Here is a 12987-nt window from a genome sequence, read left to right on the forward strand (position 1 = left end):
CACGTCAAAGTTCGCTACCGAGGCTTGAGAAAGAACACGCAGCAATTGCATACCCTGTTTGCCTTGGCGAACTTGTGGATGGCCCGTGGCCGTTTGCTGAAAAACAGCCAATCCAAACCTGGTGTGGGTGCATAAAAAGCAAGATGCCCGCGAAACGCGGGCATCTTGAGTGCCAGGGGCAAGGGAACATCACACTCGTTCAAGCACTATCACGCTTGAAATCGAGTTATGCAGAGGTTCCTTAGTTTGCAGGCGCGTAGTGTTCCATTCTCCATGGGTGCCAGATGACAGCAATTGCCTAGATCGCCGGTGATGAGCATGTATGGGGCATCAGCCTCTGAGCGAAAGTACGCAACATAGGTTTATTGGCCTCATGTGCTAGTGCGATAAATAGGCCGATCAATACACAAAAGAGAATTGTCACACAATATTACATTTCATAATGCGGAAATTTTCTGGTTTTCCGCCTAAATCATCTAAATTTTCAATAAAAAATACTCTATATGTCTTTAAATACGCTTAATTTGAATGAAACTAAATTCTGAATATGCGCAAGATGGCAGGAGATCAACTAATTTTCACCGATGATGAAGGATTGGTTTAGTAATTTGTGTCTATCTCCTTTTAAATTCTGAAAAATTTCAGCTAAAAATAGACAAATTTCGCGCAATAGTAATTTCGGTATATGTAGGACGAGCGGTAGATCTGCAGAGGTTTTTTTGTGCTGACAATGAATGGGATACCTTTTCAGAGGATTTATTTCTCATGTCACACACTTCTTGCACATCTCCCGATGTCTCTTCCGTAACCAGCCAAACGGTGAATTTCCACCAGCCTGTAGTCCGTACGACTGCTGATGCGGCTGCACAGCGATGGCCTGTAGAGGCTGTGCAGCAATTGCTGGATTGGCCCTTCATGGATTTGATGTTCAAAGCACAAAGCGTGCACCGTGAACATTGGCCGGAAGGTGAAATTGAGTTGGCGACTTTGCTGTCTGTGAAGACCGGCGGATGTCCAGAGAACTGTGGATATTGCCCACAGTCAGCGGAGTTTGATACCGGCGTGAAAGCAGAGAAATTGATGAGCGTGGAAGAAGTCACGCGTGCCGCCAAAGCTGCGCAAATTGCAGGAGCCACACGCTTTTGCATGGGAGCTGCATGGCGTGCTCCCAAGGATCGCGACATCGAAAAAATGAATGAGCTGATCGCTGCTGTCAAAGGGCTAGGAATGCAAACCTGTGCCACGCTGGGTATGTTGCAGCCACATCAAGCTCAATCTTTGCGTAGCGCTGGGTTGGACTACTACAACCACAACCTGGACACTGCACCAGAGTATTACCAAGACGTGGTGAGCACGCGGCAGTACCAAGACCGGCTCGACACCTTATCTGCTGTGCGTAATGCAGGCATCAGTGTGTGCTGCGGCGGCATCATTGGGATGGGTGAAGCACCAGTGCACCGCGCAGGATTGATTGCGCAGCTTGCCAATATGGAGCCTTACCCAGAATCAGTGCCTATCAACAGCTTGGTGCGTGTGCCTGGTACACCCTTGGCGGACAGTGATCCCGTCGACCCCTTGGACTTTGTGCGGGTGATTGCTGTAGCTCGTATCACCATGCCCAAAGCACGCGTTCGCCTATCTGCAGGTCGTCAGCAATTAGGTGAAGCGGTGCAGGCTTTGTGCTTCATGGCTGGAGCCAACTCCATTTTCTACGGCGACAAGCTCTTAGTGACGGGTAACCCTGATGTTGAAGCCGACACACAGTTGATGCAAAAGCTTGGGCTTAAGGGGCTGCGCATAACTGCTCACGCCAAATAGTTGCTAGCTCTACCGCGTTGAAGCAAAGGCGCAGACCTCACTAGCGTCATCCACTCCCCCCACCTTTAAGTCTGTATGACGTGCTAAATAAGCGGCCGTCACGGCGCAGCTTTGCCTGCGCAAGGAGACATCTATGTCTACATCATCACTCGCTGAGCGCAGCCTAGCTGCTGTTTGGCACCCTTGTACCCCAATGAAGCGACACGAGCATGAGCCTTTGCTGGCCATCGATCGCGCTGAAGGAACTTGGCTGTACGACACGCAAGGCCATCGTTATTTGGATGCGATCAGCTCATGGTGGGTCAATCTGTTTGGTCACAGCCATCCGCATATCCGCGAAGCACTCACGCAGCAACTGAAGCAACTGGACCACGTGATGTTAGCTGGTTGCACCCATGCCCCTGTCGTGGAGTTGTCTGAAAGGTTGGCTGCGCTGACTGGGCTCGGTCATGCGAGTTTTGGAAGTGACGGAGCTTCCGCAACAGAGATGGCACTCAAAATGAGCGCTCATTACTGGCGCAATAGCGGGCAACCTGAAAAAAATAGCTTTGTTGGTTTGGCCGGTGGTTATCACGGAGAAACTGTGGGTGCGCTCTCTATCACGGATGTAGAGATATTCCGCAGCGCCTACGCACCTTTACTGCGCCTGTCTGCCACCGTGCCAAGCCCGGATAAAAGACAAGCCTTGCCGGGAGAGTCTGCCGCTGATGTAGCGCGACGCGCTGCGGCCAAGCTGGAGGTGTGGCTGCAACAGCACCACGCGCATACCGCCGCTTTGGTAGTGGAGCCCTTATTACAGTGCGCAGCTGGCATGGTGATGTATGACCCACTGTACTTGCGCTTGGCGCGTGAGATGTGCACCCGCTATCAAGTGCATTTGGTGGTCGATGAAATTGCCACTGGCTTTGGGCGCACAGGCAGCATGTTTGCTCACCAGCAGGCAGGCATTCGACCAGATTTCATCTGCTTATCCAAAGGTTTGACGGGCGGCACATTGCCTTTGTCGGCAGTGCTCACCACGGAGGATGTCTACCAAGCTTTTTATGGAACAGACACTGCTCGCGCGTTTTTGCACTCACATTCGTACACAGGCAATCCTTTGGCGTGCCGCGCAGCATTGGCCACCTTGGAGCTTTTTGAAAAACGCAATGCACTGAAAGAAAACCAAGAGTTGGCAAAGCAACTGAGTGCAGCATTCCTTCCCCTCACTACCCATCAACGGGTGCGACATGCACGCCATTTGGGGATGGTGTGGGCTTGGGACATAGATACCACTTTGCCAAATTTTGCCCAGTGCTATCACGCTGCCGCAAAGGCTCGTGGGCTGTTGCTACGTCCTATTGGCAACACCTTGTACTGTATGCCGCCTTATGTGTTGCAAGCCAAAGAGGTGCAACACCTGTCTAGCCAAATGCTCGCAGCACTTGAGGACTGCTTGGCGCAAGAGGCGCAGCAGTATCCATTGATTTAATACCTGATAGGGGTAATTTCTATGATCGCTTGTTTTGTCACCGGCACCGATACCGGGGTCGGTAAAACGCTTTCCAGTTGTGCCCTGCTGCATGCACTTGCGCAGCATCACCCACGCGTGGTGGGTATGAAACCTGTAGCCTCTGGCGCACAGCGCGATGGGCAGGCCGGGTGGGCAAATGAAGACAGCATTGCCCTGCGCACTGCCAGCACATTGAAGGTGGCCGCTTCTTTAGATAACCCATTCTTACTGGCCGATCCAGTCTCCCCCCACATCGCCGCTGAGCGGGCGAAGGTGGTCGTCACACTGCCCCCAATTCTCGCGGCGTTCCAAGCTTTGCACCAGCAGGCTGACGCCATCGTAGTGGAGGGGGCTGGAGGCTGGCAGGTGCCTTTGTCACCCAGCTTGCGCATTGCAGATCTGGCTTTGGCGCTGCAATTGCCGGTGGTCTTGGTGGTGGGCATGCGCTTGGGGTGTCTCAACCATGCGTTGCTCACTGCGGATGCCATTCGCGCCAGTGGGCTGCAGTTGGCGGGCTGGATTGCCAGCCATGTGGACCCACACATGCTGGAGCCCGAGGCCAACATGAATTATCTGCGGGCACACATAGGTGCTCCCTTGTTGGCTGATATCCCATGGCAGGCGCAGCCTGATGCCAGCACCATCACTGTGCATCTACCCAAGGAGTGGACATGCAAGCCTTAATGCCTGACTCTTGGTTGCAAGCCTTGCCCCAGCAATTGCAAAAACTGCAAGACCAGCACTTGCAGCGACACAGGCGTGAGGTAGTGCCTGCGGGGGGGGCGCATGTCAAAGTGAATGGCCAGCCAATGCTGCAGTTTTGCAGCAATGACTATCTGGGTCTGTCACAACACCCCGCGCTGATCGAGGCTGCTCGCCAAGGCGCTTTGGAGTTCGGCGTAGGCGCTGGGGGATCCCCGATGGTTAACGGCCACAGTACCGCCAATGCGCAATTGGAGGAGGCACTGGCCAGTTATGTTCAACTTCCTCGTGCTTTGTATTTCTATGCGGGTTTTGCGACCAATGTCAGCGTGATACCCGCCCTAGTGGGGGCAGATGATGCTATTTTTTCCGATGCACTGAATCACGCCAGTTTGATAGACGGCTGCCGCCTCTCACGCGCCAGCATTCACCGCTATGAGCACACTGACCTTGCTGATTTAGAGTGTCGACTTGCCGCTAGTTCACATCGCCGAAAATTGGTGATCAGTGATGCCGTTTTCAGCATGGATGGGGACGTTGCAGACATCCGCGCGCTGGTGGCATTGTGCGAGCGTTATGACGCACTACTGATGCTCGATGACGCCCATGGTTTCGGTATTTGCGGCCCCCAAGGGCGTGGCAGCTTGGCTGCTGCTGGCCTAACTGGCACGAATGCCAGCCCTCGCGTGCTGTATATGGGTACGCTCAGCAAATCTGCGGGTGTTGCAGGTGGTTTTGTGGCCGGCAGTAATACTCTGATCGAATGGTTGTTGCAGCGTACGCGCAGCTACACCTTTGCAACAGCCGCTCCAGGGATGTTGGCGCGAGCGCTGCAACAGAGTTTGTCAGCGATGGAAGAAGGCGACCATTTACGCAGCCAATTGCAAGCGCGTATTGCGCAGTTGCGCGCTGGTTTAGCGCCAGTTTTAGCCATGACAGGCTGGCAGCTATTGCCATCGAACACGCCTATTCAAGCTCTGGTCATTGGTGACAACAGCAAGGCACTACAACTGATGGAGGCACTGCGAGAACGCAGCATTTGGGTGCCTGCTATTCGCCCACCTACCGTCGCTGCAGGTACCGCACGCTTGCGCATCGCTTTGTCGGCCGCCCATACCCCTCAAGATATCGTGCAGTTGGTGAACGCTTTGCAAGAAATCGCTGGTCGGTCGCGATGATTAACAAGATCTCAAGTGATTTGTCCGTAGCGATTGGGCACGTATCTGATGGGGATACCGTGTTGGTGAGTGGCTTTGAGCAAGCTGGTGCACCTGAACTACTGATTCAGGCACTCGTTGAAAACGGTGCGAAAGAGTTGACAGTGGTGAGCCATGGTGCGGGACCTGACATTTCTGGTAGCTGCAGAAATAGACAAGAAAAAAGCCTTGGTGAACATGGATTCACCAAGGCTTTTTATGTGGTTGCGAGGGCCGGATTTGAACCAACGACCTTTGGGTTATGAGCCCAACGAGCTACCAGACTGCTCCACCTCGCGGTAATTTTGATGCATGATGACGACGCTAGCAAACTTGTGCTGTGGTGCCCGGGGCCGGAATCGAACCGGCACGCCTTGCGGCGGCGGATTTTGAGTCCGCTGCGTCTACCAATTCCACCACCCGGGCGTCATCAGTGCGTGGCCGGAATTATGGCACATTTACGGGATGCAAAAAAAATATTCTTCGATTGAAGCAGCCATCGGTTCAACGCCGCTGGTCGCTTTGCAGCGTATCGAGGCTGCAGCCAATGCGCAGCGCGGCAACGTGGTGCTGGGCAAGCTGGAAGGCAACAATCCTGCAGGTTCGGTCAAGGACCGTCCTGCACTGTCCATGATTCAGCGTGCTGAGGAGCGCGGCGAGATCAAGCCTGGCGACACCTTGATCGAAGCCACATCGGGCAACACCGGTATTGCACTGGCCATGGCTGCTGCCATCAAGGGCTATCGCATGGTGCTGATCATGCCTGAGGACTTGTCCATTGAGCGTGCCCAGACCATGAAGGCTTATGGTGCGGAGCTGATCCTCACGCCCAAGAGCGGCGGCATGGAATACGCACGCGACCTGGCCGATCAGATGGTGGCACAGGACAAGGGTGTGGTGCTGGACCAGTTTGCCAATGAAGACAACCCCCGTGCGCACTATGAGACCACAGGCCCCGAGATCTGGGAGCAGACCGGTGGTGAGGTGACCCACTTTGTGAGCGCCATGGGCACGACCGGCACCATCACAGGCGTGGCCAAGTTCCTCAAGGAAAAGAACCCCAACGTCAAGATCATCGGTGCCCAGCCTTCGGAAGGCTCACGCATTCCGGGCATTCGCAAGTGGCCGGAGGAATACCTGCCCAAGATTTACGACGCCAGCCTGGTGGACGAGCTGGTCTATGTGAGCCAGGATGATGCAGAAGACATGTGCCGCCGCATGGCGCGTGAAGAAGGCATCTTCGCAGGCATTTCTGCCGCAGGTGCCTGCTGGGTCGCGCAGGAGATTGCCAAGCGCGAGCAGAACGCCACCATTGTGTTCATCGTCTGTGACCGTGGTGACCGCTATCTCTCAACGGGCGTATTCCCCGCCTGATTGAGCTTCACCACAAGCAAAAGGTCGCGCTGCTGCGGCCTTTTTTATCGCCCATACCTACAAGGAAAGCTGCTCCATGAGCCATGAAATGCGTTTTTGCCCCAGCTGTGCCACGCCTTTGCAGTGGAGGTCGCAGCAGGAAGACAGTGGAATGAAAGCGCGGCTGCGCTGCCCGGCCTGTGACTGGACGCACTGGGGCAACCCCACGCCCGTGCTGGCTGCGGTGGTGGAAAATGATGCAGAGCAGGTACTGCTGGCGCGCAATGCACTGTGGCAGGAAGGCATGTTCGGCCTGATCACGGGCTTTATGGAGGCCGGTGAGTCGCCAGAGGCCGGGATTTGCCGTGAGGTGCTCGAGGAAACCGGCTTGCGCGTGAAAGCGCTGCGCATACTGGGTTCGTGGGAGTTCCTGCGCATGAACCAGGTGCTGATTGCCTACCACGTGCGTGTAGAGGGCGAAGTGCGTCTTTCGCCAGAGCTGGTGGAGTATCAGTGGAAGAGCGCACAGGAGGCGCGCTGCTGGCCATCGGGTACAGGCTATGCGCTGGCACACTGGATTCGCAGCAAGGGGCTGGAGCCACAGTTTGGCGCTTTCCGGCCCAATCAGTCGCCAGAGCCTGATCCTGCCAAGTGGCCGCCGCAATACTGGGCCGAGGATGGCCGCTTTATGCTGCCGCCTGCGGTGTAGGCATGGGAGTGTTGCCGTACGCCACATGCGTGCACGGACTATGGATTTGCTGCGCTGCCTACAATGCAGGCAGTAAAAGGAATCTCAGTCATGGAAATTCACCAGGAAATTGACACACGCGGTCTGAATTGCCCCCTGCCTATCCTCAAGGCCAAGAAAGCCCTGGCCGCCATGAGCAGTGGTGAGCTGCTGAAGGTGGTGGCCACGGATACCGGCTCGCTCAAGGACTTTCAGGCCTTTGCCAAGCAGACCGGCAATGAGCTGGTGCAGCAGGAGACAGTGGGTGATGAATTCATCCACATCCTGCGCCGCCGTTAAAAATAAGAGCTGCTTACGCAAGAAAGGCCTGCATTTGCAGGCCTTTTGTATTGGAAACGCTTGAAAATCCAGCGTTAGATGCTCAGATTTTTGAGGTAGTCACGGAAATGCGCGCCCACATCGGGGTGCTGCAGCGCCAGCTCGACCGTGGCTTCCAGAAAGCCTTCCTTGCTACCGCAGTCATAGCGCTTGCCGATGTACTGGTAAGCGTAGACGGCCTCGTGCTGCATCAGGCGCTCGATGGCATCGGTCAGCTGGATTTCTCCGCCCACGCCCTTGGGCTGGTTGCGGATTTCCTCAAAGATGCGTGGTGTCAGCACATAGCGGCCAGCCACGCCCATGCGAGAGGGCGCCACTTCGGGAGCGGGTTTTTCTACGATCTGGTCAATACGCATCAAGGGGCCGCCAGCTGGCTCGCCCTTGACAATGCCATAGCGCTTGGTGTGCTCCTGTGGCACTTCCTGCACGGCCAGCAGTGAGCGGCCTTGCTTGGCAAAGGCGTCGACCATCTGTTTCATCACGCCGGGGCCACCAGCTTCGCCGCGCATCAGGTCATCGGCCAGGATGACGGCAAAGGGCTCGTTGCCCACCAGCGGCTCTGCACACAGCACGGCGTGGCCCAGGCCCAGCGAGCGGGGCTGGCGCACAAACAGGCAGTTCATGTCTGCAGGGGCAATGCTGCGCACCAGGTCCAGCATGGCATGTTTGCCAGCGCGCTCGAGTTCGTTTTCCAGTTCGTAGGCGGTGTCGAAATGGTCTTCAATCGCGCGCTTGCTGCGGCCGGTGACGAACACCATGTCGCGAATGCCTGCTTCATAGGCTTCTTCCACGGCGTACTGGATCAGGGGTTTGTCCACCACGGGCAGCATCTCCTTGGGTGATGCCTTGGTGGCAGGCAAAAAGCGGGTGCCAAGACCAGCGACAGGAAAAACAGCTTTGCGAACTGGGGTTTGGTTGGACATGGTCTTAATCCTTCTTGTTCTGGATGGAAAAAAGGCGCAGAGAACTGCGCCTTTTTGTTGCTCAACGACGAAGCATATCAGCCCAGACGGGCCAGTTGCTCCTGAATGCGGGCCAGTGTGGCGCCAAAGTCAGCAACGCGCTTTTTCTCCTGCTCCAGCACGGCGGCAGGGGCCTTGGCGCAGAAGGCTTCGTTGCTCAGCTTGCCGTTGGCCTTGGCGATTTCGCCTTCCAGGCGCTTTGCTTCCTTGGTCAGACGGGCCTTTTCGGCTTCCACGTCAATTTCCACAAACAGGGCCAGACGGGCATCGCCCACCACGGACACAGGTGCAGACTGCGCTTCGGCCTGCCATGCAGCTTCATCTTCAAACACCTTGACGTCGCTGAGCTTGGCCAGGTTCTTCAGCACGGCAGCGTTGGCACGCAGGAACTCTGCAGCTTCGGCGTTGTCGCCCATGACCAGCAGAGGCAGGCGCTGGGCGGGGGAGACGCCCATTTCACCACGCAGCGTGCGGCAGCTGTCCACCATGGCCTTGATGCGTTCCACGTAGGCGATGGAAGCCTCGTCGATCTTCTCGGGCTGGGCTTCGGGGTAGGCAGCCACAGCAATCGATGCACCTTCGCGGCCTGCCACAGGTGCCACTTTCTGCCACAGCTCTTCGGTGACAAAGGGGATGATGGGGTGGGCCAGACGCAAAATGGTTTCCAGCACGCGGATCAGCGTGTGGCGTGTGGCGCGCTGCTGGGCTTCGCTGCCGTTCTGGATCTGCACCTTGGCAATTTCCAGATACCAATCGCAGAACTCGTTCCAGACAAAGTCGTAGATAGTGTTAGCGACGTTGTCCAGACGGTACTCGGCAAAGCCCTTGGCGATTTCGGCTTCCACCTTTTGCAGCTGCGAGACGATCCAGCGGTCAGGCTGGCTGAACTGCATATAGGCTTTTTCTGTGCCGCAGGCCGACTTGTCGTGGGGCAGCAGACCGCAGTCGTAACCTTCGCAGTTCATCAGCACAAAGCGGGACGCATTCCACAGCTTGTTGCAGAAGTTGCGGTAGCCCTCGCAGCGCTTGCTGTCAAAGTTGATGGAGCGGCCCAGCGATGCCAGTGCGGCAAATGTAAAGCGCAGCGCGTCTGCACCGTAGGCGGGAATGCCTTCTGGGAATTCCTTTTGCGTGTTCTTGCGCACTTGCGGTGCGGTCTCGGGCTTGCGCAGGCCGGTGGTGCGCTTCTCGAGCAGGGGCTCCAGTGCAATACCGTCGATCAGGTCCACGGGGTCCAGCACATTGCCTTCGGACTTGGACATCTTCTTGCCCTGTGCATCACGCACCAGGCCGTGGATGTAGACATGCTTGAATGGCACGCGACCGGTGAAGTGCGTGGTCATCATGATCATGCGCGCCACCCAGAAGAAGATGATGTCGTAGCCCGTCACCAGCACGGAGGAGGGCAGGTACAGGTTGAAGTCGTCATCAGCGGCATCGGTCTGGTTGGGCCAGCCCATGGTGCTGAAGGGCACGAGGGCGGACGAGTACCAGGTGTCCAGCACGTCGGCATCGCGGCGCAGCTGCTTGCCGGGGGCCTGCGCTTGCGCTTCTGCTTCGTTGCGGGCAACGTAGACATTGCCTTCTTCGTCATACCACGCAGGAATCTGGTGACCCCACCACAGCTGGCGCGAGATGCACCAGTCCTGGATGTTGTTCATCCACTGGTTGTAGGTGTTGACCCAGTTCTCGGGCACAAACTTCACGTCGCCATTGGCCACAGCGTCGATGGCTTTCTGTGCAATGGACTTGCCGGTAGCATCGCCTTCGCCGACCTTGTTCATGGCCATGAACCACTGGTCGGTCAGCATGGGCTCGATCACCTGGCCGGTACGGTCGCAGATGGGCACCATCAGCTTGTGCTTCTTGATCTCGACCAGCAGGCCCAGTTCTTCCAGATCCGCCACGATGGCCTTGCGGGCCACAAAGCGGTCCATGCCACGGTATTTCTCGGGGGCTTCGTGGTTGATCTTGGCGGTCAGGTCCAGCACGCAGATCATGGGCAGGTTGTGGCGCAGGCCGACCTGGTAGTCGTTCTGGTCATGGGCAGGGGTGACCTTCACCACGCCGGTGCCGAATTCCTTGTCCACGTACTCGTCGGCAATCACGGGGATTTCGCGGCCCACCAGCGGCAAAGTCACGGTCTTGCCAATCAGGTGCTTGTAGCGCTCGTCTTCTGGGTGCACCATGACGGCCACGTCGCCCAGCATGGTTTCGGGTCGGGTGGTCGCCACCACCAGCTGACCAGAGCCATCGGTCAGAGGGTAGGCGATGTGCCAGAGGCTTCCGTCTTTTTCCTGGTTTTCCACTTCCAGGTCAGACACGGCGGACTGCAGCACAGGGTCCCAGTTCACCAGGCGCTTGCCACGGTAGATCAGACCTTGCTGATACAGACGCACAAAAGTCTCGGTCACGACCTTGGACAGCTTGTCGTCCATGGTGAAGTATTCGCGGCTCCAGTCCACGGTGTCGCCCATGCGGCGCATCTGGGTGGTGATGGTGTTGCCGGACTTTTCCTTCCACTCCCAGATCTTCTTGACGAACTCGTCACGGCCCAGGTCATAGCGGCTCACGCCTTGCGTTTGCAGCTGACGCTCCACCACGATCTGGGTGGCAATGCCAGCGTGGTCGGTGCCGGGAATCCAGGCCGTGTTGTAGCCCTTCATGCGGTGATAGCGCGTCAGCGAGTCCATGATGGTCTGGTTGAACGCGTGGCCCATGTGCAGCGTGCCAGTCACATTGGGTGGTGGCAGCTGGATGGCAAACGCAGGCTGGCTGGCATCAGGCTTGCCTGTGCCGCGTACGCCTGCAGCGCCATAACCGCGCTTTTCCCATTCTGGGCCCCAGTGGGCTTCGAGGGCAGCAGGTTCAAAGGATTTGGACAGGCTGTTCAGGCCTGGCTGGGCAATGGATTCACTCATGGCGTGTTTGCAAATGAAAACGGCATCCTGCTTGCGGGATGCCGTCTGGTAGCTAGTAGCTGAAATGACGGATTACCAAGGATTTTAGCGACCCCGTTCCTGCACCAGTCAGGGTGGGGCATTGTTTTGCGCTGTAATGGGTTCCAGCGCAGATGCATAAAGCCTTGGTAGCTATGGTTTTGAAAGTCATGCCGTCTGCTGCAGCGCGGCTTCGCGCCAGGCATGGGCGGCTGCGGCATGGTCTTCGCGCTGCTCGGCCAGCAGGGCCAGGGCTTTCCAGCTCTGGGTGCGCAGTGCGGGCTCCTGCAGGCGCTGCAGCGCCTGGCGCAGCAGTTGCTCGCCCTTGCCCCACAGCTGGCGCTGCACACAGGCCATACCGGCCAGATACTGCAGCAGCGCATCCTGTGGCGCAGCGCGCTGGGCTGATTCAATGCGTGCCAGCCAGTCTGCATCCAGATCTTCCAGCGCCTGCTGCAGGCACATGAAGAGGCGTTGCTGCTGGCCTGCATGCATCTGTCTGGGGGACTGTACATAGCGCTCCCACAGCGGCAGCAGCCAGCTGCGTGCGGTCGTACTGTCTCCACCTACATACAGCCAGCGCTGGGCAAAGCTCAGCACAATGTCTGCATCCTGGCGTTCCACGCTGGGCAGATCGCTCCACAGTTGCTGTACCTGGGCGCTGTCATGGGTGTCGTGCAGCTGCTCCTGCAGCAGGCTGCGGACAATACCGCTGGCTGCCTCGGTAGACAGGCCACCGTGCTTGTACAGCAGGCGCGCAGTCTCCAGCGAGGTCTGCACTTCCCGCGCCAGGCGACCGGCCTTGAGCTTGATGCGCAGCGCCATGGTGCGGCGCTTGGCGCCGGGAGCAAGCTGGTCCAGGCGGCGCAGGGCTTCCTGCGGGTCGCGGTCGTCCAGCGCCCAGCGCGCAGCACGCATCTGCGCACCTTCGCGCACTTCCTGCTGCTGCTGGCTGCCGTTGAGCGGCACATCTTCCAGCGCCTGGGCGTAGTGGCGGTCACGCTCTTCCACATTGCGCAGAGCGTGCGCGCTGTCGGCGGCAAACATATGGGCAATGGCGCGCATGGTGGAGTCTTGGGGAACCTTGGCGTGTTCATTGCGCAGCTCATCGCTGAGCTTGAGCAAGGTCTGCGCCGACTTGCTGGCGCGTACATAGCGGCCTGCCTGCAGGTGGGAAAAACTCTCGACGAAGGCCAGGTACATCTGGCGCTCCTTTTGCTGCTGGCGCCAGCGCTTGGCGTTCTGGGGCAGCATGAGCAGTGCAGAGAAGGCGCGCAGTGCCGCATAGCCGATGGCAAACGTGGCCAGCAGCGCCAGCAGCAGCATGTTCAGCGAGATATCGACGCGGTAGGGTGACCAGAACAGGCTGACCATGCCCTCGTTGTTGCCTGCGAACAGGGCAATGGCAACGGCCAGGGCAAACAGACCGACAAACCACAGGGCTGCACGGATCATGGGC

The 12987-nt window shown here is 57.5% G+C and carries 11 protein-coding genes and 2 tRNA genes; 8 read left to right on the forward strand and 5 right to left on the reverse strand.

Annotation, left to right across the window (positions count from 1 at the left end; translation table 11 throughout):
- Window positions 1-765: 765 nt before the first annotated feature.
- From bioB to F7P80_RS17445, 5 genes are all read left to right on the forward strand, one after another.
- A complete protein-coding gene (gene bioB, locus F7P80_RS14615; protein ID WP_077344763.1) occupies window positions 766-1818 on the forward strand; it encodes a biotin synthase BioB in 1053 nt (350 codons plus the stop codon).
- A gap of 133 nt (window positions 1819-1951) precedes the next feature.
- The gene (bioA, locus tag F7P80_RS14620; RefSeq protein ID WP_151045743.1) at window positions 1952-3289 is read left to right on the forward strand and encodes an adenosylmethionine--8-amino-7-oxononanoate transaminase; all 1338 of its coding nucleotides are present in this window, start codon (window positions 1952-1954) and stop codon (window positions 3287-3289) included.
- A 21-nt stretch (window positions 3290-3310) separates the two neighbouring features.
- Window positions 3311-3994 (forward strand): dethiobiotin synthase, encoded by a 684-nt coding sequence (gene bioD, locus F7P80_RS14625; RefSeq protein WP_151045745.1) that lies wholly within the window; start codon window positions 3311-3313, stop codon window positions 3992-3994.
- A complete protein-coding gene (gene bioF / locus F7P80_RS14630; protein ID WP_151045776.1) occupies window positions 3994-5190 on the forward strand; it encodes an 8-amino-7-oxononanoate synthase in 1197 nt (398 codons plus the stop codon). Before bioD ends, bioF begins: the two co-directional genes overlap by 1 nt.
- A complete protein-coding gene (locus F7P80_RS17445) occupies window positions 5187-5474 on the forward strand; it encodes a CoA-transferase (protein WP_151045778.1) in 288 nt (95 codons plus the stop codon). The genes bioF and F7P80_RS17445 overlap by 4 nt, the downstream gene beginning before the upstream one ends.
- On the opposite strand, the gene F7P80_RS14640 is transcribed toward F7P80_RS17445, so the two are convergent.
- Both F7P80_RS14640 and F7P80_RS14645 read right to left on the reverse strand, forming a co-directional pair.
- A tRNA-Met gene (locus F7P80_RS14640) sits at window positions 5431-5507 on the reverse strand. The genes F7P80_RS17445 and F7P80_RS14640 overlap by 44 nt on opposite strands.
- A gap of 42 nt (window positions 5508-5549) precedes the next feature.
- Window positions 5550-5634, reverse strand: a tRNA-Leu gene (locus F7P80_RS14645).
- A 39-nt stretch (window positions 5635-5673) separates the two neighbouring features.
- Here F7P80_RS14645 and cysM point away from each other — a divergent pair.
- The 3 genes from cysM (at window position 5674) to F7P80_RS14660 (ending at window position 7588) form a co-directional block, all read left to right on the forward strand.
- Window positions 5674-6582, forward strand: a complete 909-nt coding sequence (gene cysM, locus F7P80_RS14650; protein WP_151045748.1) for a cysteine synthase CysM — start codon at window positions 5674-5676, stop codon at window positions 6580-6582.
- A 76-nt stretch (window positions 6583-6658) separates the two neighbouring features.
- On the forward strand, window positions 6659-7270 hold the full coding sequence (locus tag F7P80_RS14655; protein ID WP_054066541.1) for an NUDIX hydrolase: 612 nt from the start codon (window positions 6659-6661) through the stop codon (window positions 7268-7270).
- 90 nt (window positions 7271-7360) lie between these two features.
- Window positions 7361-7588 carry a sulfurtransferase TusA family protein gene (locus tag F7P80_RS14660; RefSeq protein WP_054066540.1) on the forward strand — a complete coding sequence of 76 codons (228 nt, stop codon included), beginning with the start codon at window positions 7361-7363 and terminating at the stop codon, window positions 7586-7588.
- A 74-nt stretch (window positions 7589-7662) separates the two neighbouring features.
- On the opposite strand, the gene galU is transcribed toward F7P80_RS14660, so the two are convergent.
- The 3 genes from galU to F7P80_RS14675 form a co-directional block, all read right to left on the reverse strand.
- Entirely contained in the window at window positions 7663-8550 is an 888-nt protein-coding gene (galU, locus tag F7P80_RS14665) for a UTP--glucose-1-phosphate uridylyltransferase GalU (RefSeq protein ID WP_054066539.1), read from the reverse strand.
- A gap of 77 nt (window positions 8551-8627) precedes the next feature.
- Window positions 8628-11510 carry a valine--tRNA ligase gene (locus F7P80_RS14670; protein ID WP_151045750.1) on the reverse strand — a complete coding sequence of 961 codons (2883 nt, stop codon included), beginning with the start codon at window positions 11508-11510 and terminating at the stop codon, window positions 8628-8630.
- A 186-nt stretch (window positions 11511-11696) separates the two neighbouring features.
- On the reverse strand, window positions 11697-12980 hold the full coding sequence (locus F7P80_RS14675) for a heme biosynthesis HemY N-terminal domain-containing protein (protein ID WP_151045780.1): 1284 nt from the start codon (window positions 12978-12980) through the stop codon (window positions 11697-11699).
- Window positions 12981-12987: the final 7 nt, after the last annotated feature.

The sequence above is a fragment of the Comamonas kerstersii genome, assembly GCF_008801935.1.
Taxonomy (GTDB): domain Bacteria; phylum Pseudomonadota; class Gammaproteobacteria; order Burkholderiales; family Burkholderiaceae_C; genus Comamonas; species Comamonas kerstersii.

What these genes read in the sequence shown, in the direction of transcription:
- bioA (WP_151045743.1), top strand. Translation starts at nt 1,952, where the DNA reads ATGTCTACATCATCACTCGCTGAGCGCAGCCTAGCTGCTGTTTGGCAC.
- cysM (WP_151045748.1), top strand. Translation starts at nt 5,674, where the DNA reads ATGCAAAAAAAATATTCTTCGATTGAAGCAGCCATCGGTTCAACGCCG.
- galU (WP_054066539.1), bottom strand. Translation starts at nt 8,550, where the DNA reads ATGTCCAACCAAACCCCAGTTCGCAAAGCTGTTTTTCCTGTCGCTGGT.
- bioB (WP_077344763.1), top strand. Translation starts at nt 766, where the DNA reads ATGTCACACACTTCTTGCACATCTCCCGATGTCTCTTCCGTAACCAGC.
- F7P80_RS14660 (WP_054066540.1), top strand. Translation starts at nt 7,361, where the DNA reads ATGGAAATTCACCAGGAAATTGACACACGCGGTCTGAATTGCCCCCTG.
- bioF (WP_151045776.1), top strand. Translation starts at nt 3,994, where the DNA reads ATGCCTGACTCTTGGTTGCAAGCCTTGCCCCAGCAATTGCAAAAACTG.
- F7P80_RS14670 (WP_151045750.1), bottom strand. Translation starts at nt 11,510, where the DNA reads ATGAGTGAATCCATTGCCCAGCCAGGCCTGAACAGCCTGTCCAAATCC.
- F7P80_RS17445 (WP_151045778.1), top strand. Translation starts at nt 5,187, where the DNA reads ATGATTAACAAGATCTCAAGTGATTTGTCCGTAGCGATTGGGCACGTA.
- bioD (WP_151045745.1), top strand. Translation starts at nt 3,311, where the DNA reads ATGATCGCTTGTTTTGTCACCGGCACCGATACCGGGGTCGGTAAAACG.
- F7P80_RS14655 (WP_054066541.1), top strand. Translation starts at nt 6,659, where the DNA reads ATGAGCCATGAAATGCGTTTTTGCCCCAGCTGTGCCACGCCTTTGCAG.